A 24,340-nucleotide genomic window follows, 5' to 3' on the forward strand; every position below is an offset into this window, starting at 1 on the left:
ATAAAAATAATATAAATTAAAAATCAAATTATTATATTTATATAGGCCTATATAAAATATAAACATTTAATAATATAGCTTATAAATAAGTAAATAGATATTTTATTTTAATATTAAAAATCAATTTATTATATTTCCTTAAATTTAAAACATTTGATTAACTTAAATCAATCATATAAATCTTAAAATTATTTATTTTTTAATTTTAATATTAAAGTCCTGTGTTATTTATAATCTCTACAAAAGCCCTAGCATTACAGCTCGAATAGCTGCTGAAATTTTATTATTTACATTTAACTTTTGCATGGAATTACTGAGATGGAAATTTACGGTTCTTTCAGTTACTCCAAGAATCTGAGCTATTTCTGCTGACGTTTTGCCTTCGGCAGTCCAACGTAGCGCCTCTTTTTCCCTGTTCGTTAAATAAAGATTGAATTTAGCAAACTCTACATCATTTACTATTTTAGCAATGCTGGAATGCACTGTTTGAGTCAACCAGTACATATTCGTATATTGTGCTTTTTGCTCTTTTTCTGATAACTGGTCATTGGATCTTGCCAGTGTTAGCATTCCTCGGGTCCCAATAAAATCACGGCTTGACTGAGCCCAACCGACATTTAAACCATAAGAACGCGCCTCCTCCCAAAAATCTTTTTCTGCCTGTGTCTTTGCAGATTGACTCGACCAAACAAGAGGTTGAAGTGATACCATACAATGCTGCACAGTTGGATCTATCTTCACATATTGCCGTTCCACATAACGTTTCTGCCATGCTTCTGGATAATTATTCAACATAATTGTTTTTGGTTCAGCAATAGATAAGGGTGATTGCATACCATAAGCGCAATAGTCAAATCCGAGCCTTGATGCGGTAGATTTAACGATCTCAAACAACTGGTATTCATTTTTTACCACCAAAAATGCTGATAATAAATCCTCTTGCCAACTTTCCATTTGCTCTCATTAGACTCCATTCACAGACTATTTTTTATTCGGTTGCATATTGTGAATCCAAGCAATCAAATTGAAGTGCAGGTCTAATCTTTTACCGTAATTTCCATAAAGTCCTTCAAAAAACTAAAAGATTCTGAAGTTGCTAAATATATTTTCGGCGCCTACTCTTCTATTAGAGCTCTCAATAAAAGATTTTGAATTCATCATCCAATTAACAACACTTTTAAGCCCGGAATGGTTGCAAATTATTCAGATAAACTAGATGTCTGAAAGCTTTCAAGGTTGTTATATTTCATGCGCAGATTATGCTTTAAAAATTAAAATTTACACGATGCATTTTATTCCAAAATATATATTTTTTTAATTTATAAAGAGGTCGACTACTTAATTTTTATAGTATGCTTTTATTAATTTAATTAAATAATATTGTCTATCAATTATTCGATATCTCCAATTTTCTTAGTTTTTATATATAAAAACTAAAAATAATTATAATACTTTAAAAACCAATCAATTAAAGTAAAAATCCCTATACTTGTAATTAGTATTTAAGTAGTAACAATATTGACTATGTAATAAGCTCCATCGAAGGAGTCTCTTTAAAAAAAAATAACTTTTTACCCGAAAATCTCTCTAATAAGAAGAGCTTAAAGATGTGCTAACAAATTACAGTTAACCTGTTAAATATAACAGTATTTTATTGGCAAAAATTTATGTTATTTATTCATTAAATCTTAATTTAGGGTACTTAAGCAGGTAGCATGGTTAGCATACCCCCTCATTTCTCTATCTCAACAGATGGTTTTATTCGAATGAATGAAAACCAACTCATGAGTTATCCTCTCCAACACATCATCTCTATCGTTGAATCTAGACATACTGAAGCGTCTCAAATTTTCTATTATGGTTTTACTGAATGGGCAACTTCACAAACTCCAGCTTTAAGTACCGGATGGGATTGGGAACTCATTGAGAATAATGGCATCACTACCGTAAAACGAGTGGGGTTACCTCGAAGCAATATCATGATTGTTGATGTATCTGGTATGGATATCGGATTTGATATTAATGAAACATTACTCGAGAAAAAAATAGATACTTTGTTCTGGGAACCGTTTATTTATGCCCAAATCAATACGTCATTAACCAAGTCTTCATTAAGTCAAACCTTCTCTTAGAAACCTGTAAATTCTTACAGTTACCGCCTTTCCAGCTGTTCAGTAAAGTCACTTGAAAAATAAGTGGAAGCACTTGTAATGAATATTATTGCTGGATTTCAAAACAATTTTTCAGAAGGCCTATATACCAAATTTAAAAGTTACCGCTACAGGGTATTTGTTGAATATTTGGGTTGGGAGTTGAACTGTCCAAACAATGAAGAACTAGATCAATTTGATAAAATCGATACAGCTTATGTCGTGGCTCAAGACAGAGAATCCAATATCATTGGTTGTGCCAGATTACTACCCACCACACAACCCTATTTACTCGGGGAAATATTTCCCCAACTTCTCAATGGAATGCCTATTCCCTGCTCACCAGAAATTTGGGAATTATCAAGGTTTTCAGCCGTAGATTTTTCAAATCCGCCTTCCTCTACCAGTCAGGCTGTGTCATCACCTGTCTCAATTGCAATTCTGCAAGAAGCAATCAACTTTGCAAGAGAACAAGGCGCAAAACAACTCATTACGACTTCTCCTCTTGGAGTAGAACGTTTATTACGTGCTGCGGGTTTTCGTGCCCATCGTGCAGGTCCACCAATGACGATTGATGGATATTCGATGTTTGCATGCTTGATTGATATCTAATTTCTTATATAGGACTCATGCCTATCTTTGGGGCATGAGTCCTAATTTTTACATAGCAATCTATACATATGACCGAGCAAGATGAGTGCATATCAATCAATCTTGGTTTTTAGATTTAAGTTTGCTTTCTTATAATAAGTCTCATCCTTTTTATAGCTCCAATCACGCGGCATAAATGATGTCGATATAATCGCAACTACAGCCATACTTCCGATATAAAACATAATTAAATATGGATTGCCTTGCCCAATACTGAGCAGTTTAGTGGCAATCATAGGGGCTAAACCACCACCTAGTACACCTGCCAACTGTACCGAAATCGAAATACCGCTATAACGAATTTCAGCAGGAAATTGACGCGCAAAAAGCTGAGCTTGTGGCGCATACATAATCGGGAACACCACACCAATTGCCAAAACAATTGCCGTCCAGACCAGTACTGGATCTTTGGTATTGAGCATGCTAAAAAATGGATAAGAATAAAGTGCCAATACACATAGACCAAACATAAACATATTGCGTTGACCGACTTTATCGGACAAATGTCCGCATAACGGCGTCATAAATAAAATCACGGCTGCACCGCAAATAGTGGCAAACAAAATGTCTTGTCGTGGAATACCTAATTGTGTGGTGGTGTAAGCTAGCGTAAAGGTTGAAGCAATATAGAACCATGCATTTTCGGCAGCGCGAGCCAAAATAATGGTGATAAGTTGTTTTGGATGGTTTTTAAAAACTTGAAAAGCCGGAACTTTGACTTCTTCGGACTGTTGTTTTACTTTTTCAAAGTCTGGTGACTCAGGCACTTTTACACGAATATACCAACCCACTGCCAGTAAAATAATGCTGGCAAGAAATGGTAAACGCCAGCCCCAGCTAAACAATGCTTGCTCAGGTAATAACGACACCAGTCCTAGTGCGATTGAGGCGAGCATTAAGCCCCCACCGGTACTGGCTTGAGGCAAACTTCCCCAAAACCCTTTACCACCTTCGGGTGCATGTTCTACTGCCATAAGCACAGCACCGCCCCACTCACCGCCCATGGCCATACCTTGAATAAATCGCAAGATCACCAAGCCAATTGCAGCCCAATATCCAATTGATTCGTAAGTCGGTAAGAGGCCAATCAGTACGGTTGGAATCCCCATGAGCATCAGCGTTAGCAACAACATTGACTTACGGCCAATCTTGTCACCGAAATGGCCAAAGACTAACCCCCCTAAAGGCCGCCCAATAAACCCAACAGCATAGGTTGCAAATGCTGCAAGCACACCTGTAAGTGGGTCCAGATTTGGGAAAAATAATTTGTTAAAAATGAGCGCTGCTGCTGCACCATAAACAAAAAAGTCATACCACTCAATCGTGGTGCCGACCATGCTAGAGATGCCTGCTAATCGATGTGACGACTTTTTAGGATGTGAACCGTTTCCATGTATTGTTTGCATCGTAATGTCCTTTTTAGATTTTCTTTTTTTGTCTTTTTATGCTTATGATCTGTCCTGACCATAAGCATGTTCAGGTCTCGCTTGATCTCCTTAAGCTTTTTATGTGTTTGAAAAATGGTTTAGCTTAGTTTTTCTAAAATTTGTTCCAGCTCAGTATTACGTTCTTGCCACCGTGGTTGTTTATCTTTATCAACAATGAGCGCACGAACGCCTTCAATAAAGTCACCATGCTCAAACCAGATATCCTGTAAATCACGCTCAAGTTGCATACACTGCTGTAGTGAAAGTCCACGGCCTAAATGTTGCAGTTTCAAGCTGGTTTGTTTGGCAATAAATGAACGCTGCTGCAAAATACTAAGCATTTTACTCGCCCAAGTCTTTAAGCTTTCATCTTGTTCATTTTCAAGACTTTGCTCGATCTCATCTAAATGCTGATATCCGAAGTGTTTACGGATACCTTCTGCCAACTGTTTGAGTTCACTTTCAGCAGGACGAGTAATAAATCGGGTAATGATGTGTTCAATTCCCTCTTTGCTTAAACTTGGCGCTTCAACGAGAGCGTCTTGCAACGCTTGTAACTGATCGCTTGGCACATGGTAGTCAATTAAGTCGAGATAGAGCGCATCACTACTGCTGATCTGCTCACCCGTAATTGCCATATAAACGCCAATATCATCAAGGCGAGACAGGAAATGAGTTGCGCCAACGTCCGGGAAAAAACCAATCGCTGTTTCAGGCATGGCAAATCTGGACTTTTCACTGCTTACCACAATGTGACACGCCTGAGCCAAGCCAAAACCACCGCCTAATACATAGCCATCAAGCACAACGATGATTGGCTTTTCATATTCGCGCAGTGTATTGAGCATTTTATATTCGGCACTAAAGTAGCCTTTGTAATCGGCTGTGCCATTTTTATAACTGTCGTAGAGATAGCGAATATCGCCACCTGCACAGAAGGCTTTTGGGCTATTTGATTTGATTAAGATCGCCTGAACAGCAGCATCATTTCGCCACAACTCCAATTGGGCGCCAATTCCTTCAATCATATCTAGCGACAATGCATTGAGATGAGTCACACGATCTAAGGTGATCACGCCAAGCTTACCTTGTCGCTCAATCATTAAGTGATTTTCTGTATTCATTTTATTGATCTCTTACTGATTTTTAAAATTTGCCTGCCGTTTTTCAACAAATGCCTGCATGCCTTCTTTTTGGTCCGCAGTTGCAAAAATGGAGTGGAACATGCGGCGTTCAAAACGTAAACCTTCGGTGAGATTCACCTCAAAAGCTCGATTAATGGTTTCTTTGAGCATTATGTTTGCAGTTAAAGACCGTGCTGCGATTTTTTCAGCGGCTTGCAAGGTTTGTTCAAGTAATTCTTCTTTACTAAACACACGTGCAACCAAACCACTTTGTTCTGCCTCTACTGCGCCCATTTGACGAGCGGTAAGGCACATTTCCATTGCTTTAGCTTTACCAATGGCATGGGTTAATCGTTGTGTCCCACCAATACCCGGAATTACCCCTAAAGTGACTTCGGGTAAACCAAACTTGGCGTTATCAGCACAATAAATAAAGTCACACATGAGTGCTAATTCACAGCCACCACCCAATGCATAGCCACTCACCGCAGCAATTAAAGGTTTACGGCGCTGTGCAATACGGTCTGCAAGATGAAAAAAGTCATCTAAATAAATATCGGGAAATGCCAAATCGGCCATTTCTTTAATGTCGGCCCCTGCGGCAAAAGCTTTTTCTGAGCCGGCTAATACGATGCAGCCAATTTCGCGATCTTTTTCGAGTTGATCTAATGCCTGATTAATTTCGCTAATTAATTCACTATTTAAAGCATTGAGCGCTTGAGGGCGATTTAATGTAATCAATCCAACCCCATTACGCTTTTCTAATAAAATACTTTGCCACTGCATTATTTATTCCTTGTTCTGGTTTTATAGACTACGTGCGATGACTAAACGTTGGATATCACTTGTGCCTTCGTAAATTTGACAAATACGCGCATCACGATAAATACGCTCAATTGGGAAGTCTCTGAGATAGCCATAGCCACCAAACACTTGTAGGGCACTTGAGCACACACGCTCAGTCATTTCTGAAGCAAATAACTTGGCCATTGAAGCTTCGTTGAGACATGGTTGACCTGCTTCTTTTAAACGTGCGGCGTAGTGAACCAATTGTCTCGCTGCTTCAATTTCAGTTGCCATGCTAGCAAGGCGAAAAGCGATGGTTTGATGTTCAAAAATTGGTTTTCCAAAAGTAATACGTTCTTTTGCATAACGAGTTGCTTCTTCGAGCGCCGCACGTGCTAGACCGACTGCTTGTGCAGCAATACCAATACGTCCACCTTCTAAATTGGCGAGAGCAATTTTCAGGCCTTCACCTTCTTTACCCAGCATGAGACTTTTATGGATGCGTACATCTGTCAGAGCAATCTGACACGTATCTGAAGCATGCAGACCCAGTTTTTCTTCAACGCGAATCACTTCATAACCCGGTGTCTCGCGTGGGACTAAAAATGCACTAATCCCCTTTTTTCCTGCGCTCGGATCGGTCACAGCAAATACGATAATGACGCCAGCATTATTACCCGAGGTAATAAACTGCTTGGCACCATTTAAAATGTAATCGTCACCATCTTTTACCGCACGGGTTTTGATGGCTGCTGCATCTGAGCCAGTATGCGGTTCGGTTAAGGCAAAAGCTCCAATCATTTCACCTTGTGCCAAAGGTTTTAAAAAGCGCTCTTTTTGCTCGTCAGTCCCAAATTTTAAAATAGGCACACAACCAACCGAGTTATGTACACTCATAATGGTCGAGGTTGCACCATCCGCTGCTGCAACTTCCTCGAGTGCCAGTACATAGGCTAAGTTACCCGTGTCTGAACCACCCCATTCCTCTGAAACAAGCATTCCCATAAAACCGAGTTGTCCCATTTGAGTCAGAGTTTCTTTTGGAAAAGTTCCATCTCGATCCCAATCACTGGCATTAGGCTTGATTTGTTCTTGGGCGAAACTTTTCGCCATATCACGAATGAGTAATTGTTCTTCGGTAAATTGCATTATTATTTCCTTTACCCTGCTTTAGCTTGTTGTTTAGCAATTTCTTGATTACGCAATAAAAAGCGCTGAATTTTGCCACTTGGAGTTTTAGGTAATTCACTCACAAATTCAACTAATCGTGGGTAAGCATGAGCAGAAAGTCGTCTTTTAACAAACTGACTGAGTTCTTCAGCAAGCGCATCTGAAGGTTGTATGCCCGCAGCTAAAATTACAAAAGCCTTAACCACTTCGGTGCGATCCGGATCAGGCACGCCTATTACTGCGGCTTCAATCACAGCGTCGTGTTCAAGTAGTGCGCTTTCCACATCAAAAGGTCCAATACGGTAACCCGATGTGGTGATCACATCATCACTACGGCCGACAAAGCTCATACTGCCATCGGCATGTAGCTCGGCAGTATCACCCGTTAAGTAGTAATGACCGATGAAAGGTGATTTACGACTTTCTTTATAGCCACCAAACCACATCATTGGAGACTGGCTAATGTCGACTGCTAAAATTCCCGGTGTGTCTGGCGGAAGTTCTTCACCTTGTTCATTAACAATCGCAACACGATAGCCCGGACTTGGAAAACCTGCTGAACCAGCATGAATTTCATGTTTTAAACCATGATGATTACACACCACCATGCCTACTTCAGTTTGCCCGTAGTGGTCATAAATTGGAGCATCAAGGACTTGTTTAAACCAACGAATTACTTCCGGATTTAGCGGCTCTCCTGCACTACTCACCACACGGAATTGTCCTTTTAACGGTGCCATTTGTGCTGGGTCAGCTGCCATCATCATGCGGTAAGCGGTTGGTGCACCTGCCAAGTTGTTAACCTTATAATCTTTCACAATTTGGCATAGGCTATCGGTGCTAAAACCGCCTTCATAGAACAAAGTGGCATGGCCTAAAAATAACGGCCCAGTAATCGCATAGTACAACCCATACGCCCAACCCGGATCTGCAATATTCCAGAATGAATCCTCTTCGGTTAAACCAATGGCATCTTGCATATATCGACCAAAAGCAATCAATGCTTTTAGTGGCACTTCCAATGGTTTCGCTGGTCCTGTAGTGCCAGACGTAAACATAAGCAAGAAAGGATCTTGGATGCTACGCATCACCAGATCACATTGATCGGACTGCTGCTTCACTTCACTCCAGAAATTAAAATCACCTGCTTTAAGCGGAGTACCTTGAGCATCGGCCACTGTCATAATTGCAGGACACTTTTCAATTTCGTCGAGCTTGCTACGGTTGCCCATATCGGTCACCACCAGCTTACTTTGAGCAAGTTGAATACGGTGCTCAATCGCTTTGGGACCAAAGGCAGTAAATAGGGGTTGATACACCGCACCAATTCGCCAAGCTGCCAAAATGGTCACAATCAGTTCAGGTGTTCTTGGCAATAAGCCTGAAATACGGTCTCCCGCTTTCACACCTTGTGATTTTAAAAAGTTAGCAAACTGACTCGACCATTCTTTTAGTTCACGGAAGGTATATTGTTCTTTGCGACCGTCTTTTCCTTGCCAGTACAGTGCGATTTTGTCGCCATTTGCATGTCTATCACAACATTCATAACATGCGTTCAATGCATCGAGTGAACCTGACAACATCTGTTTAGCAGTGCTTTCCAAATCGAAAGCCTGTACAGCATTTTGATAATCCATCATATCTTTTCCCTCAGTCCGGATTTGTTGTTATTCACGACAGGGTTTGATTTATTCGTTTAAAGCCATCCTTTGGCTTTACCGTTATGTCTCTTGTGGTAGGTATTGTTGAATAATGCTCGAGAAATCGAGATGAGCATTACCACGCATACACATTTGCTGATAAAGCTGTTGTACCATGCCACCTAATAAAACCGGCTGTTTCACTTGGCCTGCGGCTTCTACAGCGAGTCCTAAATCTTTTAACATTAGCTGTGTCGCAAACCCATCTTGATAGCCTCGAGATGCGGGCGCATTTTCATTAATATGTGGCCATGGGTTACATACATCCGAACTCCAGCAACGGCCACTTGAAGTATTAATTACACCTGCCAATGCTTGTGGGTCGATGCCTAGCTTCACCCCCAGCGCCATGCCTTCGGCCACCGCAGCCATTGAAATTCCTAAAATCAGGTTATTGCAAATTTTGGCAATTTGACCTGCACCCACATCACCACAGTGAACAATATTTTTGCCCATGTGGCTGAGCACAGGTTTCACCTCATTAAAGGTTTGCTCATCGGCACCGACCATGAAGGTTAAGGTTCCTGCTTGAGCACCAATGGTTCCACCAGAAACTGGTGCATCACAAATTTTAATATTTTTGCTACGTGCAACAGCAGCAATGTCTTTAATGGTTTGCGGGTCAATGGTGCTGCTATCAATGCATAAGCTACCTGCTTTTAGCACTTCCAAGACACCATTTTCGCCCAAGTAAACCTCTTTAACATGCTTCGCCGCAGGCAACATGGTAATGACTACATCTGCTTGTTTAGCTGCGTCCTGTGGGCTGTCGCAAACCACCCCCCCTGCCTCGGCGAAGTGCTGAATCGCGACTTCACTGAGGTCGTAACCATAAACTTTGAGTCCGGCTTTTAGTAGGTTTTGGGCCATTCTGCCGCCCATATTGCCTAGACCGATAAAGGCGATATTCATCCGTGATCCCCTTAACGTAAACTAATGGTTGTATTTACACCGCCAACTTCATGGCTATCTTCAAACCAGCGACTGGTAATCGTTTTGGTTTGGGTATAGAACTGCACAGCCTGTTTACCGTATGGTCCTAAATCACCTAGTTTTGAGCCTCTTGAACCGGTAAAACTAAAGAACGGCACTGGTACAGGAATTGGAATATTGATACCGACTTGACCAATATCAATAAGGTTTTGGAAAGTACGTGCAATGGCACCGCTTTGTGTGAATAGACCTACACCGTTACCAAATGGGTTGGCATTGATCAAAGCAATCGCTTCATCGAGTGTATCTACACAAATAATTGAAAGTACCGGGCCAAAGATTTCTTCTTTATAAATGCGCATGTCGGTATTTACGCCACTAAAAATCGTGGCACCCACAAAGTTACCTGACTCATAACCTTGTACTTGAACATTGCGACCATCGAGTAGTAACTCTGCACCTTGCTCAACACCGCTATTAATCAAGTCAATTACACGCGCTTTGGCACGTTTTGAAATCACTGGACCAATGTCAGTATTTGGTTCATGGCCTGCATTTACTTTTAGAGTTTTGGCTTTTTCAACTAACTCTTGAATCCACTGTTTACTGTCACCAACCATCACTGCAACCGACAATGCCATACAGCGTTGCCCAGCAGCACCAAACGCTGCACCTACTAAAGCATTTAAAGTTTGTTCTTTATTGGCATCCGGCATCACAACCACATGGTTTTTTGCACCCATCATGGCTTGCACACGTTTGCCATGCTGCCCTGCAAGGTTATAAACATGTGTTCCAACCGCTGTTGATCCTACAAATGAAATTGCTTTAATGTCTTTATGGGTACACAAACGGTCAACCACTTCTTTACCGCCATGCACAACGTTCAGCACGCCTGCCGGAATACCTGCTTGTATCGCAAGCTCAACCAACATCATGGTCGATAATGGATCTTGTTCTGAAGGTTTTAAAACAAAAGTATTGCCGCACACGATAGCCATTGGGAACATCCAAAGCGGGATCATGGCTGGGAAATTAAACGGCGTAATACCCGCACAAACACCCAAAGGTTGTTGCAAGGTATACGTATCTACACCACGTGCTACACCTTCAACATATTCACCCATTTGTAAAGTACCAACTGAACATGCATGTTCAACCACTTCTAGACCACGTTGAATATCGCCTTCGGCATCTGCCAAGGTTTTACCTTGTTCAGCCGTCAATACTTGTGCAATGTCTTTCATGTTGGCACGGATCAAGTCTTGTAGCTTGAGCATGATGCGCATACGTGCCTGAATTGGGGTCTGGCGCCATGAAGCAAAAGCATCTTGTGCAGCCTGAATAGCAGCGTCGACTTCTTCAACCGTTGCAAAAGGCACGCGGCCAATCACTTCCTGAGTTGCAGGGTTAACAATGTCTTGCCATTCTTGTGTTTTAGATTCGATAAACTGTCCGTTAATAAGTAATTTAGCGGTGTCCAATTCGATTTTCTGGATTGTGTTCATAACCTCTCCGTAGGTCATATTTTTATTGTGTTCAGTTATTAGAAAATACTTTTCTATGTATTTTCTTTATTCAGGTTTTATTTGAGACTAACAAAGAAATCTTTGACCACCAACGCAAATTCATGCACGATTGTTGTGCAAATATGCACAGGGACAATAACAAAAATGAAAGTGGATTGGGATCATCTACAGTTTTTTCTGGTTTTAGCACGCACTAAAACTCTAACCAATGCTGCACGTATTATAGGTGTCGAGCACAGTACTGTGGCTAGACGGATTCAGGCACTAGAACTTGCTTTAGGTACCACGCTATTTAAGCGTGAAGCAACGGGCTATGAGTTAACTCTCGAAGGGATGGCACTTGTCCCTCGAGTTGAACAAATGGAACAAGCTTTCTTACAAATTGAAAAACCGCATCAACCTTTACAAGGTCGTGTGCGAATTGGCACACCTGAGGGTTTTGGAACTGCATTTTTAGCCCGCTTACTGGCTGAGTTCTCTATACAGTATCCTCTGCTTACCATCGACCTGATACCCGTACCAAAAATGATTAAGCTCTCGCACCGTGAAGCAGATATTGTGGTGTCGATTGAACGCCCAACCTCAGGGCCTTATATCATTACGCGCTTATCTGATTACTGTTTAAAAATTTATGGTAGCCAAAACTATCTAGCGCAAAACCCGCCAATTCGCCGTCTGGAAGATTTAACCCAGCACCGCTTTGTGAACTATATTGATGATCTGGTGTATAGCCCCGAGCTATATTGTCTAGAACGCTTACCTTTAAAGCTTAACGCGAACTTTCGCAGTAGCAGCATTTTGGCGCAACAAATTGCGGTCAGCGCAGGCGCAGGTCTTGCAATTTTGCCCAAGTTTTTGGCAGATGATAAGCCTGAGCTTGAAGAGGTGTTAGAACAACAAGTTCGTTTTACTCATACGTTCTGGATGCTGACCTTCGTTGATTTACAGCATGAGCCGCGCATTAAACTGGTCTGGGATTACTTGCGTAAACAGGCCGATAAATACCAACATTTACTGGTTGATTAAATAATAAATAAAAAGCCAATCATATGATTGGCTTTCTGGTAAATCGAGACAGGTTAATTAAAAGATTTCTTGACCTAATTTTCTCATACGCGGCTTATAGAACGCATAATAGGTCACGCTTAAAACCACTAACCATACTGGGCTAACGTATAACGCTTTTAAGGTATCTGGCTCTAATGCCAAAATCACCAAGGTAAACAAGAAGAATGCAATAACGGCATAAGCCATCAACACACCGCCCGGCATTTTGAAGGTAGATGCTGCATGTAACTCTGGGCGAATTTTACGATAGCGTAAATAACACGCCATGATTAAAATCCACACGCTAATGAATAAAATCACACAGAGCGAACTTGCCAAAGTAAATGCTTCCATTGTGTTTGGAACAAAGTACTGAAGCACTGCTCCGCCCATAATGAAAATACATGAGAAGATTAAGCCATTTGACGGTACAGCACGTTTTGATAAACGTCCCAAGACACTCGGTGCCTGACCATCTTTTGATAAACCAAACAACATACGGCTCGTTGAAAACACGCCACTGTTCATCGAAGACATGACCGAAGACAGCACAACCAAGTTCATGATAATTGCTGAAATCGGAATACCTGCATTTAAGAACAATTCAACAAACGGGCTTTTATCTGCACGGATATGATTCCAAGGCGTCACTGACATCACGACAAAAAGTGCCAGCACATAAAACAGAATAATACGTACCGGAATCGCGTTAATTGCTTTTGGTAAGTTAGTTTGCGGATCTTTCGTTTCAGCCGCTGTAGTACCAATCAACTCAACACCAATAAAGGCAAACACGGCAATCTGGAATCCGGCTAAAAAACCACTTACACCTTTTGGAAACAGACCACCATGCGACCAGACATTACTGATGCTGACAACGTCACCATGAGGAGCTTGGAAATGAGTGAGAATCATGTAGCCACCCACACCAATTAAGCCAATAATTGCCAAAATCTTAATGAGTGCGAACCAAAACTCTACTTCACCAAACAACTTGACCGTAAGCAAATTAAGTCCTAACACGAATAGTACACAACCCGCACTAATCATAGCCTGTTGCATTGGTGAGAAACTGGCACCTTCGGGCAACCAGAAACTTAAATAATTAATAACTGCTGATAGATCGGCAATACCGACCAATACCCAGCCTAGCCAATAGGTCCAGCCAATATAATAGCCAGCCCATGGGCCGATTAAGTCATATGCCATATCAACAAATGACTTGTAATGTAAATTAGCAAGCAGTAATTCACCCAATGCACGCATAAGGAAAAAGAACATACCGCCAATTAACATGTAAATAACGAGAATCGAAGGACCTGCGAGGGAGATGGTTTTGCCCGAGCCCATAAATAGACCCGTACCAATTGCACCGCCAATTGCAATGAGCTGTAAATGGCGATTACTTAATTTCCGTTGTAAATGATCAGGGGAACTTGCCTCATCTGAATGATGAACCATTGTCATATTAGAAGTCCTTTTTATATTTGCTTAATTTCAATCAGCAACATATAGGGAGAAAACGAACCGTATATCGTGGGTTGCTGAGTCTATACATCGGGACAAGATGTTCAAGTATATTTTTTCCTTAATTGATCTATCTTTTATCCCTATTTTTTTAAATTGCATTATTTATGTACTGCCTTCACGGCAATTTTAATTATCCAATCTCAATTCACCAGATGAGCCGAAGTGTAGCATGCGATATTGTTCAATGTCGCTTTACCACCCCCTCCAAAACTGCACTGATGACTCAAAAATAAACAATATTATTCCGATAAAAAACCTAAAGAAAATAAAAAAAGCCAATCATGTTCGATTGGCTTTTTAATAAAACTTAATGGTCGTTGACGAGTTCACGTCCTAGTCTTTTCATGCGCGGTTTATACAGCACATGATAAGTCACACCCAAAATGATCAACCATACTGGACTGACATATAGCGCTTTTAAGGTATCAGGCTCTAATGCCAAGATCACTAAAGTGAAAAGCATGAATGCCAAAACAACATAACTCATCCAAATGCCGCCCGGCATTTTGAATGTAGATTTTTCATGTAATTCAGGACGTAATTTACGATAGCGTAAATAGCACACTATAATGAGACTCCAGACACTAATGAATAGAATCACACAGAGTGAACTTGCTAATGTAAATGCCTCCATTGTGTTTGGAACAAAGTACTGAAGCACTGCCCCGCCCATAATGAAAGTACAAGAGAAAATCAAACCATTTGAAGGGACTGCGCGTTTTGATAAACGTCCAAATGCTCCCGGTGCCTGACCGTCTTTTGATAAACCGAACAACATACGGCTCGTTGAAAACACACCGCTGTTCATTGAAGACATGACCGAAGATAGCACCACCAAGTTCATGATGATCGCAGAAACCGGAATACCTGCATTTAAGAATAACTCAACAAACGGGCTTTTATCTGCACGAATGTGATCCCACGGTGTTACCGACATCACAATAAATAACGCCAATACATAGAACAAAATAATACGTACCGGAATCGCGTTAATTGCTTTCGGTAAGTTCTTCTGCGGATCTTTCGTTTCAGCAGCTGTCGTACCAACCAACTCAACCCCGACAAACGCAAAAACGGCAATCTGGAATCCTGCCAAGAAGCCTTCTGTACCTTTCGGGAATAAACCGCCATGTGACCAGACATTACTAATGCTGGCAACAGCGCCTTGCGGAGCTTGGAAATGGCTGAAAATCATATAGCCACCCACACCGATCAGGCCAATAATTGCCAGAATCTTAATAAGGGCAAACCAGAATTCAATTTCACCAAATAGACGTACTGTAAGGAGGTTAAGTCCCATCACAAACAACACACAGCCTGCACTAATCATGGCCTGCTGTATTGGTGAGAAGCTTGCACCATCGGGTAGCCAGAAGCTCAAATAGTTAATGACTGCTGAAAGGTCCGCAATACCGACCAGCACCCAACCTAACCAATAGGTCCAACCTAAATAGTAACCAGCCCAAGGACCAATCAGGTCATGAGCCATATCAACAAAAGATTTGTAATGCAGATTTGCAAGGAGTAGTTCACCCATTGCACGCATTAAGAAAAAGAACATGCCTCCAATAATCATATAAATAAAGAGAATTGAAGGACCTGCGAGGGAGATGGTTTTACCTGAGCCCATAAATAGGCCAGTTCCAATTGCACCGCCAATTGCAATCAGTTGTAAATGACGGTTAGACAGTTTTCGTTGCAGATGATCGGGAGAATTTTCCGTATCTGAATGACGAGCCGTTGTCATATTAAAATTCCTTTTTGAATTCCTTTGTTAAGATCAGCAACCTATGGCGAAAATTGAACCGTATGCCATAGGTCACTGAATCTGTTCACCAAAAAACGACTGGTTAAACCGTATCTATCTTCCTTCTGTTAGATACATCATCGTTTTTGGAGTAAAGCCGAATTACTTTTGTGCTGCCGTCACGGCAATTTCAATTAACCAATCTGGATTGACCAAATCGGCCTGAATTGTGGCACGCGATGGAGCAACACACCCTTTTAACCAGTCAACCCAAATTGCATTTACGGTTGAAAAGTCAGAAAGATTTTTCAAATAGAGCTGCGCAGAGAGCAAACGAGATTTATCGGTATTGGCTAATGCCAAAAGTTCATCAATTGTTGCAAGGATTTCACGGGTTTGACCTGCCACGTCCTGCTCGGTATTTTTAGGCACCTGACCTGACAAATAAACCACTTTGTTAAAAATAGTCACGGCGCTCATGACTTCGTTAGTGTTAATCTTTTGTATATCTGAATTAGACATTCGGATTTCCTTATACCTGATTAATAAATTGAACACGGGCGGTGACGGCACACATCAGTTCATAACCCACCGTACCGGATGAAACTGCAACATCGTCAATAGATAGAACGACGCCTGTACTTGACTGACCCCAGAGCACCACTTCACTACCAACTTTGGCACTCTCAATACCCGTTAAATCGACTGCCAACATATCCATACTGACGCGGCCAACTGTACGCGTGCGTACTGAGTCCACTAAAACTGGAGTACCTGTTGGCGAAATACGTTGATAACCATCGGCATAGCCGCAAGCCACAATCCCAATCGTCATGGGTTGCTCTGCGACAAAGTTTGAGCCATAACCTACGCTTTCATTCGGCTCCAAATGCTGAACGGAAATAATTTCACTACGTAAGCTCATGGTCGGCTGCAAGCCCCAATCCGCAATACTATGGGTTGGGTAATCTGGCGAGCTGCCATAAAGCATGATGCCGCTACGGACATAATCTGATTTGAGCTGGTCTTGATAACGCAGAATTGCCGCACTATTACTTACCGATCTTTCACCCGGTAAATCCTTCACAATTTCTTCAAAGGCAGTAATTTGATAATCAATACCTTGTTGACCGAAACGATCACCATCTGCATCCGAAAAATGCATCATGTGGGTAATCTTGGCGACATTTGCCAAATTATTTAAACGTTCCCAAGCCTGCACATAATGCTGTGGTTTAAAACCAAGACGGTTCATACCACTGTTCATTTTCAAAAAAATATCAAATTGAGCAGGATAAGGATGCTTTTCTACCCACTCGATTTGCGCTTCACTATGAATGGTGAAACTAAGCTGATACTGCACACAATCAAATAAGTCTTGAGGAGAAAAAATCCCTTCGAGCAACAAAATCGGGCCTGTCCAGCCTAGAGCACGAATTCGTTTTGCTTCATCAAGATCCAGTAAGGCAAAGCCATCTGCTGCTTTAAATGCTTCATAAACACGTTCAATTCCGTGTCCATAAGCATTGGCTTTGACAACGGCAAAGACCTTACTATTTGGCATAGCTTTGCGTACCACCGCCAAGTTATTTTGTAAGGCTTGACGGTGGATCACTGCGGTAATAGGACGAGGCATGATTACTTTCCTAACGTCCGTTAAGCCGCATGTGCGTGTGAATAACGCTGAATTGAAAGACCATCGGTACTGATATCAGTCTTATGATTCAATACGATGTCACTGATTAATTTTCCTGAACCGCACGCCATGGTCCAACCTAAAGTGCCATGACCTGTATTCAAGAACAGATTTTTAAAGCGAGTCGCACCAATAATTGGAGTACTGTCTGGTGTCATTGGACGTAAACCTGTCCAGAAAGATGCTTGTTCCATATCACCACCCGGGAACAAGTCTTGAGTCACCATTTGCAAGGTTGCACGGCGGTCTTCGTTTAGACCTAAATTAAAACCACTTAGCTCAGCCATACCACCTACGCGAATACGTTGATCAAAACGAGTAATCGCAATTTTGTAGGTTTCATCAAGTACTGTAGATTGCGGAGCAAAAGCAGGGTCAACAATAGGAATCGTCAACGAGTAACCTTTTACAGGATATACAGGTAACTGTAGATCAAGCGGTTTCAAGAAATCACGTGAATAGCTACCAAACGCTAGAACATAACGATCTGCAGTTAAAACTTTACCATTGACCTGAACGCCTTTAATTTGATCGCCTTCGACAATCAATTTTTCTACATTCTGGTTAAACTGGAAGTTAACGCCTAGCTCTTTAGCAATTTGAGCTAAAGCATTGGTAAATAAATAGCAGTCGCCTGTTTCATCATTTGGTAAGTGTAAACCACCCACAAGTTTATCTTGTGCATTGGCCAACGCTGGTTCTACACGACCAAGTTCGTTGCCATTTAATAATTCGTACCTTACGCCGCACTCTTCAAGCACGCTAATGTCGCGTTGAACCGCTTCCATTTGTGCTTCTTTACGGAATAACTGCAACGTACCTTTAGCGCGGTTTTCGTAGTGAATACCCGTGTCTTTTCTAAGTTCACGTAAGCAGTCACGGCTATATTCAGCCACACGCATCATACGTTCTTTGTTCACAGCATAACTTTGCGGATTACAGTTTTTCAGCATTTGCGCCATCCACTGTAATTGCCACATGCTGCCATCTAAATTAATCGCAAGCGGTGCATGGTGTTGGAACATCCATTTCACAGCTTTAAAAGGAATTCCTGGTGCTGCCCAAGGGGTCGAATACCCAGGCGAAATTTGACCTGCGTTACCAAAACTTGTTTCTTCAGCAGGACCTGACTGGCGATCGAGAACAGTAACCTCAGCTCCTTGTCGAGCCAGATAATAGGCACTTGCCACTCCAATAACGCCGCTACCTAGTACAATTACGCGCATTTCCATTCCCTCACGCACACCAGTTTATTTCACTAGTATATTTCTGCTTCAATAGTTTATTTCACTGTTTTTCAGGCTATAATCTAGGTAAATTTATGTTTTTCTCGCGAGAATTTTAAAAAAAGAGGAAATATCTATGCGCCCCTTAGATCGTATAGATCGCATGATTCTGGATATTTTGCAGCGTGAAGGACGAATTGCGATTAGTGAATTGGCATCAAGAGTCAACCTCTCTACCACCCCTTGTTCAGAGCGTGTAAAGCGCCTTGAGCGCGATGGCATTATCATGGGTTATTACGCACGGCTAAACCCCGCCTACGTTGACCGTAACCTGCTTGTCTTTTTAGAAATTAAGTTATCTGCCAAATCTGGCGATGTATTTGATCAGGTGGCTAGAGACTTAGTTGAGATTCCTGAAGTACTCGAATGTCACCTCATTTCAGGCGAATTTGACTACCTTGTAAAAGCGCGTTTAAAAGAAATGAGCGCATACCGCCGCTTATTGGGAGATCTATTAAAGAAACTTCCTGCTTCGGCATCTTCACACAGTTATGTGGTCATGGAAGAAGTGAAAGAAACTCTGTATTTAGATGTAAGCAAGTAAAGCGAGCATTATTGAACTCGCTTTACTCACCTTTTGGAAATTAGAAATATTTTAAAATCGAAATATGCTTGTTTTGATGTTTAAATTTCGAGAACCATTTAACCGCTGGATAGAGTGCAAAAGACAATACAATCGTGATTAACCACAGCATCCACACATGATTGACCGACAAATAGTTTCCGTAGTTAGCTCCCCACACACTGAGTGCCAACACATACATCAGTTTCAACACATATAAGTGCAGTAAATAAAAGAACATCGGCACCGAACCAAACACGACCAATGGCTTTAGAAATGAATATTGCTGCATACGTTCAAAAGCAACGAGCACAAGCAAGCCAATTCCAACATTTAGCAAAATAAACAATAAAGACGGTGGATACTTGGTGAGGTTAAAAAAGCTCATAAGACTCAGTTGTAATGACTCAAAATGTTGCCACGGCTGGTCGCCATAGACATTGATAAAACGCAGTAAAACAAACAATCCAATACTTACTAAACCAAGGCTGAGTAAAGCGCGGCTTCTTCGCTTTGCTGAATATTTTGAACTAAAGAACTGACCTAAAACGTAGCCTAATAAAATCACACCAATCCAAGGTAAAACCGGATAACTTGTACGAAGCTTGATGCCTGCAATCTCAATCCAACCACGTTCGTGTAAAACGAACCATATATTCTGTAGGATGCCTTGTGAGAAATGCACAGAATCTAATAAGTTGTGCCCAAAAATAATCACCAACGCTACACCTGCAAGAACAGGCAAAGGCAAACTTACACAACAAGCTAGCACCACCATGCTAATACCAATCGCCCAGATCACTTGTAAATAAATGACTTCGGGTGGAAAAGTTGCTGTCCATGCAAAGTTCACTAGCGTGAGCTCTAGTGCAATCAAAAATAAGCCACGCTTTAATAGAAAAGCGCGCGTTTGTTGTAAGTCCTGTTTTTTTGATTGAAATAAAAATGCAGAAATACCGGTTAAAAGTACAAAAACCGGAGCACAAATATGGGCCAATAATCGACTGCCAAATAAAGCCGGTTCTGTTACTGTTACGTCCATTGGGTCGGTAACCTGTTTATGTAAATAGAAAGTTTCTCTTACATGGTCGAGCAACATAATGATGATCACCAAACCACGCAATGCATCAATCGACTGTAAACGTTCAATATTCTTTTCTAAAGACATAGCAGTAATCAACAAAATAATGTAACGTTATACTATTACATTTAATTCCTTTTGTCTTTTTATGGCTGATTATTTATGCGACACAAATTAGGATTGTTGTCTTCGTTAGGTCTATCATTTATATCGACACTCACTTGGGGAGAAGAAACATCAACGGTACTTGAAACCATACGTGTTCAGGCCGAAAGTACTCGAGAAGATGTGAGCCAAAATAGCTCGGCAACTAAATTTACTCACGATGTTTTAGATGTCCCTTTTAACCGTGCTTATCTTTCTAAACAAATAATGGAACAGCAAGACGTGCAACGGATTGATGACGCATTAAGCTTGGTGAGTGGGGTTTTTCATCAAAATAGTTTCGGTGGTGGTTTTTGGGATAATTACTCTTTCCGCGGTTTTAGTACCGATCCCAATTTAGGTGCCTCAATGATCCGCAACGGCTTGAGTGTCAACCGAGGGATTAGTGCCCCAAAAGATGTCGTAAATATTGAATCTTTAGAGTTTTTAAAAGGACCAATGGCTGCACTATATGGTCGCGGCGAAACAGGAGGTTTGCTGAACCTCAACAGTAAAAAACCACAGTGGGAAAGCGAAAGTGAACTTAACTTACGTGCCAATACCCAAGAACAATATCGAATAAGTCTGGAGCATACTGCCCCTATTAACGATGAACTGGCCTATCGTTTAGCAGTGGCTCACGAAGATAATCAAAGCTTTCGTGATCATGTTAGCAGTGAACGCTGGTTCTTTTCACCACAGCTCACATGGAAAATTTCAGACCAAACACAACTTGACTTTGACAGTGAATTTACAGAGCACAAAGGAACCTTTGACCGTGGTGTCAGCACAGTCAATCATCAGTTTGTGATGGACCCGAAAACCTTTACAGGTGAACCTGACGATGGTGATTTGAAAATAAAAGATTACTTTTACCAATTACGTCTTAGTCACGAGTTTAACCCTGACTGGAAACTAAATAGTGCGGTCAGTTATAAAGATGCACAAATGGTCGGCTTTGCAACCGAACCTCGTCGTATGCAAGCCGATGGCCGCACTCTAGAGCGCCAACGCCGCTATCGTGATTATACAAGTGAAGATGTGCTGGCTCAGACCGAGTTACTTGGCAAGATTGATACCTCATGGGCTCGCCATGAAATTTTACTTTCAACCGAGCTTGGTCAACTCGACTACAAACAAAACCAGCTTCGTCGCAATCACAGCACAGACTCACCAAACACAATTGATATTTACCAACCTGAATATGGCAAATATTTACCGAACCTCACTCCGTTTACCGACACCAAAGAGCGCCAGCGTTACTTCGCGCTTAATGTACAAGATCAGATCTTTTTCAATGACCAGTGGAGTGTGCTATTTGGTAACCGTTTTGATCAAGTCGAACAAGACTTTAAAAATCACCTGACTCAAACTGAAAGCAACCAGACACTTCACCAGAATAGTCCACGTTTCGGAATAAACTTTAAAGCCTCTGACCAATGGGCGTTTTATAGCAACTATGGCCGCTCATTTGCCATGAATAGTGGTATGAATCGAAATGGCCAGACTTTTGCTCCTGAAAAAGGCGAAAGCTACGAGGTCGGCACCAAATATAAAGTGAATGACCAAAGTGTGCTGAGTCTCGCTTTGTTTAAAATGAAAAAACGAAATGTACTCACAACCGACCCAATCGACAGTAACTTTCAAACCGCCGCAGGCGAAGTGAGTAGTAAAGGAGTTGAATTTGACTTAAATAGCCAGATCAATGACCGCTGGTTCGTTAATGCCAACTATAGTTATACCGATGCTCAAATTGAAAAAGACCAAGACTTGACAAAAGGCGCTCGTCTGAGCAATATTCCAAAACACCAAGGCTCCGTAAGCACCAATTATGAGTTTCTACAAGACGGTGCAAGAAAAGCAGGCGTAGGTGCCAACCTTACCTATGTCGGTGAACGCAGCGGACATAATCTTGATAATGGCTTTAACTTACCAAGTTATACGCTGGTCAATTTAAATGGCTACTATGCACCATCTGACCGTTTACGCTATCAGCTGAATGTAAATAACCTATTTGATAAGACCTACTATGTCTCAAGCTATAGCGATTTATGGGTTCAACCGGGTCAACCATTGAACGCCTCAATTTCGGCACAGTGGAAGTTTTAATTTATCTATAAAATAAAAAAGCCCGAATAGTTTCGGGCTTTTCACTAAAACATACCATTTTCATTAACGAGTGGATCGGGCTGTATTTGCCCAATATCCCAAAACTCCGCAATTTTTCCATTTTCAAAACGGCATATATGAACCACAGCTAAAATTGTTAGCTTGTCATTCATTTGCATTTCCAGTTTCGAATGTACTGCAACTAAAGCACCATCTTCAATGACATGCTGAACTTCAAGAACTTTGTTTGGAGTTTCAATTGCACTTTCACGCATCCCTTCCTTTAAAGAAGTCTTATCACCAGCATAATAAGGATTGTGATGCTTAAAGTTTGGAGCGGTGTAATTGCCGTAGGCTTCATCGACCTCGCCAGCGGCAGCAAGCTCTAAAAAACGCACCGCAATTTCTTTTTGAGATAAGCTCATTATAGAACCTCCCAGCTATATTTAGGCTTTATTGTAAAATGTCATCTTCTTCTTCGTCGAAGACATAAGCCATGCAGCCCCATCCATCATATTCGCCGTTAAATTGCTCAGCGATTGTTGAAAACCACTGCTCCAGATCAACAATATCTGAATACTCTGGTTCCATCGTAACAAAGATGGTAATGATCCATTCATTCGGTTCAACAGAATCATCTTGAAAAAGAGAAATTTTTTGCTCTTGATAGAGTAAATGCATCGCGCATTGCTCTGCATTTTGTTGATCTTGAAATGCAATTGAAAATTCAATTTCATGAAGCTCGGTTAAATCATCCCCGTCTTCAACCATTTGCCAAAGTACATTGCCGTTATCATCATCTGGAAATTGTTCGTAATCGCGGTTCATTAGATTGTCCTTGTTGTTGCTCTATTTGTATTATTCGGCATTAAGAATAACCGACTTTTATTGCAGTTTGGATATGTATTCAGTTGCGAATTGCATCAAATTTTAATTTTTTAAAAAGGCACTTGTGACTCAATCACCACGTCTGTTCCCTTTAAAGGATGTTGAAAAGCGAGATATGCAGCGTGTAAAGCCATACGATTCAAATGAAACCGTTTAGGTTCAGGATGATATAACTTGTCCCCCATAATCGGATGCCCAATATGCATCATATGTACACGTAACTGGTGCGAACGCCCTGTCACAGGCTCCAGCAATACTCGACTTTGATCTGTTGTTGCATCATAAACCAATGGTTGAAACAAGGTTTTAGCATGTTTACCTAATTCAAAATGTACAATTTGTCTTGGGCGATTTTCCCAGTCAGTAATGAGTGGAACTTCAACACTGCCCTCTTGTTTTACTTGGCCTTGCACCAAAGCAATATAATGTTTTTTGACTGTTCTGGCCTGAAACATTTTACTTACCGCAACTTCTGCATCGCGATGCTTGGCAAACATAAGTAAACCTGAGGTTGCCATATCTAAACGGTGCGTAACCTTTGCTAAAGGGAACTTTTCCAATACCCTTAAATACGCACTGTCATGATGTTCAGGTAACCGGCCCATGACCGACAACAAACCCGCAGGTTTATCAACCACAATTAAATCGTCATCTTCAAATAAAATTGAAAGCGGATCTTGTGGTGGAGCGTAAACAAAGTTGTCGTTTAAAGGCATGGTCGTAGAAGCAGCAATGGAGCATGGCGGCAAATCATAAAGAAATTTCCGACCTACCGCAAAA

The 24,340-nt window shown here is 41.3% G+C and carries 22 protein-coding genes; 5 read left to right on the forward strand and 17 right to left on the reverse strand.

What is annotated here, in order from left to right:
• Nucleotides 1–237: 237 nt before the first annotated feature.
• Nucleotides 238–954, reverse strand: coding sequence for a LuxR family transcriptional regulator AbaR (gene abaR, locus KNQ97_RS16790; RefSeq protein WP_000446790.1), 717 nt, complete (start codon nt 952–954; stop codon nt 238–240).
• 761 nt (nt 955–1,715) lie between these two features.
• On the opposite strand from abaR, the gene KNQ97_RS16795 reads away from it, so the two are divergent.
• On the forward strand, nt 1,716–2,132 hold the full coding sequence (locus KNQ97_RS16795) for a DUF4902 domain-containing protein (protein ID WP_004713804.1): 417 nt from the start codon (nt 1,716–1,718) through the stop codon (nt 2,130–2,132).
• 63 nt (nt 2,133–2,195) lie between these two features.
• Entirely contained in the window at nt 2,196–2,762 is a 567-nt protein-coding gene (abaI, locus tag KNQ97_RS16800) for an acyl-homoserine-lactone synthase AbaI (protein WP_094081398.1), read from the forward strand.
• A 92-nt stretch (nt 2,763–2,854) separates the two neighbouring features.
• On the opposite strand, the gene KNQ97_RS16805 is transcribed toward abaI, so the two are convergent.
• The 7 genes from KNQ97_RS16805 to KNQ97_RS16835 form a co-directional block, all read right to left on the reverse strand.
• Nucleotides 2,855–4,207, reverse strand: a complete 1,353-nt coding sequence (locus KNQ97_RS16805) for an MFS transporter (protein WP_001193289.1) — start codon at nt 4,205–4,207, stop codon at nt 2,855–2,857.
• Between the two features lie 119 nt (nt 4,208–4,326).
• A complete protein-coding gene (locus KNQ97_RS16810; RefSeq protein ID WP_253612491.1) occupies nt 4,327–5,352 on the reverse strand; it encodes an enoyl-CoA hydratase/isomerase family protein in 1,026 nt (341 codons plus the stop codon).
• A 12-nt stretch (nt 5,353–5,364) separates the two neighbouring features.
• Nucleotides 5,365–6,138, reverse strand: coding sequence for an enoyl-CoA hydratase (locus tag KNQ97_RS16815; RefSeq protein WP_253612492.1), 774 nt, complete (start codon nt 6,136–6,138; stop codon nt 5,365–5,367).
• A gap of 21 nt (nt 6,139–6,159) precedes the next feature.
• Nucleotides 6,160–7,287, reverse strand: coding sequence for an acyl-CoA dehydrogenase family protein (locus tag KNQ97_RS16820; RefSeq protein WP_001160766.1), 1,128 nt, complete (start codon nt 7,285–7,287; stop codon nt 6,160–6,162).
• An 11-nt stretch (nt 7,288–7,298) separates the two neighbouring features.
• Entirely contained in the window at nt 7,299–8,948 is a 1,650-nt protein-coding gene (locus KNQ97_RS16825; protein ID WP_125535368.1) for an AMP-binding protein, read from the reverse strand.
• 81 nt (nt 8,949–9,029) lie between these two features.
• Entirely contained in the window at nt 9,030–9,920 is an 891-nt protein-coding gene (mmsB, locus tag KNQ97_RS16830) for a 3-hydroxyisobutyrate dehydrogenase (RefSeq protein ID WP_001017301.1), read from the reverse strand.
• An 11-nt stretch (nt 9,921–9,931) separates the two neighbouring features.
• The gene (locus KNQ97_RS16835) at nt 9,932–11,449 is read right to left on the reverse strand and encodes a CoA-acylating methylmalonate-semialdehyde dehydrogenase (RefSeq protein WP_001092383.1); all 1,518 of its coding nucleotides are present in this window, start codon (nt 11,447–11,449) and stop codon (nt 9,932–9,934) included.
• Between the two features lie 165 nt (nt 11,450–11,614).
• On the opposite strand from KNQ97_RS16835, the gene KNQ97_RS16840 reads away from it, so the two are divergent.
• On the forward strand, nt 11,615–12,496 hold the full coding sequence (locus KNQ97_RS16840; protein WP_000861801.1) for a LysR family transcriptional regulator: 882 nt from the start codon (nt 11,615–11,617) through the stop codon (nt 12,494–12,496).
• 57 nt (nt 12,497–12,553) lie between these two features.
• Here KNQ97_RS16840 and KNQ97_RS16845 read toward each other — a convergent pair whose 3' ends face one another.
• The 5 genes from KNQ97_RS16845 to KNQ97_RS16865 form a co-directional block, all read right to left on the reverse strand.
• A complete protein-coding gene (locus KNQ97_RS16845; RefSeq protein WP_000178999.1) occupies nt 12,554–13,984 on the reverse strand; it encodes an amino acid permease in 1,431 nt (476 codons plus the stop codon).
• Between the two features lie 370 nt (nt 13,985–14,354).
• Nucleotides 14,355–15,794 (reverse strand): amino acid permease, encoded by a 1,440-nt coding sequence (locus tag KNQ97_RS16850; RefSeq protein WP_253612493.1) that lies wholly within the window; start codon nt 15,792–15,794, stop codon nt 14,355–14,357.
• A 162-nt stretch (nt 15,795–15,956) separates the two neighbouring features.
• Nucleotides 15,957–16,316 carry a RidA family protein gene (locus KNQ97_RS16855; protein WP_000071346.1) on the reverse strand — a complete coding sequence of 120 codons (360 nt, stop codon included), beginning with the start codon at nt 16,314–16,316 and terminating at the stop codon, nt 15,957–15,959.
• Between the two features lie 10 nt (nt 16,317–16,326).
• Nucleotides 16,327–17,430 carry an alanine racemase gene (gene alr / locus KNQ97_RS16860; protein ID WP_001137864.1) on the reverse strand — a complete coding sequence of 368 codons (1,104 nt, stop codon included), beginning with the start codon at nt 17,428–17,430 and terminating at the stop codon, nt 16,327–16,329.
• A 20-nt stretch (nt 17,431–17,450) separates the two neighbouring features.
• A complete protein-coding gene (locus tag KNQ97_RS16865) occupies nt 17,451–18,716 on the reverse strand; it encodes a D-amino acid dehydrogenase (RefSeq protein WP_253612494.1) in 1,266 nt (421 codons plus the stop codon).
• A gap of 136 nt (nt 18,717–18,852) precedes the next feature.
• Here KNQ97_RS16865 and KNQ97_RS16870 point away from each other — a divergent pair, with 136 nt between their 5' ends.
• Nucleotides 18,853–19,320 (forward strand): Lrp/AsnC ligand binding domain-containing protein, encoded by a 468-nt coding sequence (locus KNQ97_RS16870; RefSeq protein ID WP_001247568.1) that lies wholly within the window; start codon nt 18,853–18,855, stop codon nt 19,318–19,320.
• A gap of 40 nt (nt 19,321–19,360) precedes the next feature.
• Here KNQ97_RS16870 and KNQ97_RS16875 read toward each other — a convergent pair whose 3' ends face one another.
• Nucleotides 19,361–20,506 carry a DUF1624 domain-containing protein gene (locus KNQ97_RS16875; RefSeq protein WP_024437999.1) on the reverse strand — a complete coding sequence of 382 codons (1,146 nt, stop codon included), beginning with the start codon at nt 20,504–20,506 and terminating at the stop codon, nt 19,361–19,363.
• Between the two features lie 75 nt (nt 20,507–20,581).
• On the opposite strand from KNQ97_RS16875, the gene KNQ97_RS16880 reads away from it, so the two are divergent.
• Nucleotides 20,582–22,672, forward strand: a complete 2,091-nt coding sequence (locus KNQ97_RS16880) for a TonB-dependent siderophore receptor (protein ID WP_253612495.1) — start codon at nt 20,582–20,584, stop codon at nt 22,670–22,672.
• Nucleotides 22,673–22,716: 44 nt separating this feature from the next.
• On the opposite strand, the gene KNQ97_RS16885 is transcribed toward KNQ97_RS16880, so the two are convergent.
• The 3 genes from KNQ97_RS16885 to KNQ97_RS16895 form a co-directional block, all read right to left on the reverse strand.
• Nucleotides 22,717–23,097, reverse strand: a complete 381-nt coding sequence (locus tag KNQ97_RS16885) for a nuclear transport factor 2 family protein (protein WP_000059268.1) — start codon at nt 23,095–23,097, stop codon at nt 22,717–22,719.
• A 28-nt stretch (nt 23,098–23,125) separates the two neighbouring features.
• On the reverse strand, nt 23,126–23,500 hold the full coding sequence (locus tag KNQ97_RS16890) for a ribonuclease E inhibitor RraB (RefSeq protein ID WP_001078193.1): 375 nt from the start codon (nt 23,498–23,500) through the stop codon (nt 23,126–23,128).
• A 110-nt stretch (nt 23,501–23,610) separates the two neighbouring features.
• The gene (locus KNQ97_RS16895; RefSeq protein ID WP_001130507.1) at nt 23,611–24,276 is read right to left on the reverse strand and encodes an RluA family pseudouridine synthase; all 666 of its coding nucleotides are present in this window, start codon (nt 24,274–24,276) and stop codon (nt 23,611–23,613) included.
• Nucleotides 24,277–24,340 lie beyond the last annotated feature (64 nt).

It is taken from the genome of Acinetobacter sp. UC24323, from assembly GCF_024151445.1.
GTDB classification, from domain to species: Bacteria; Pseudomonadota; Gammaproteobacteria; order Pseudomonadales; family Moraxellaceae; genus Acinetobacter; species Acinetobacter baumannii.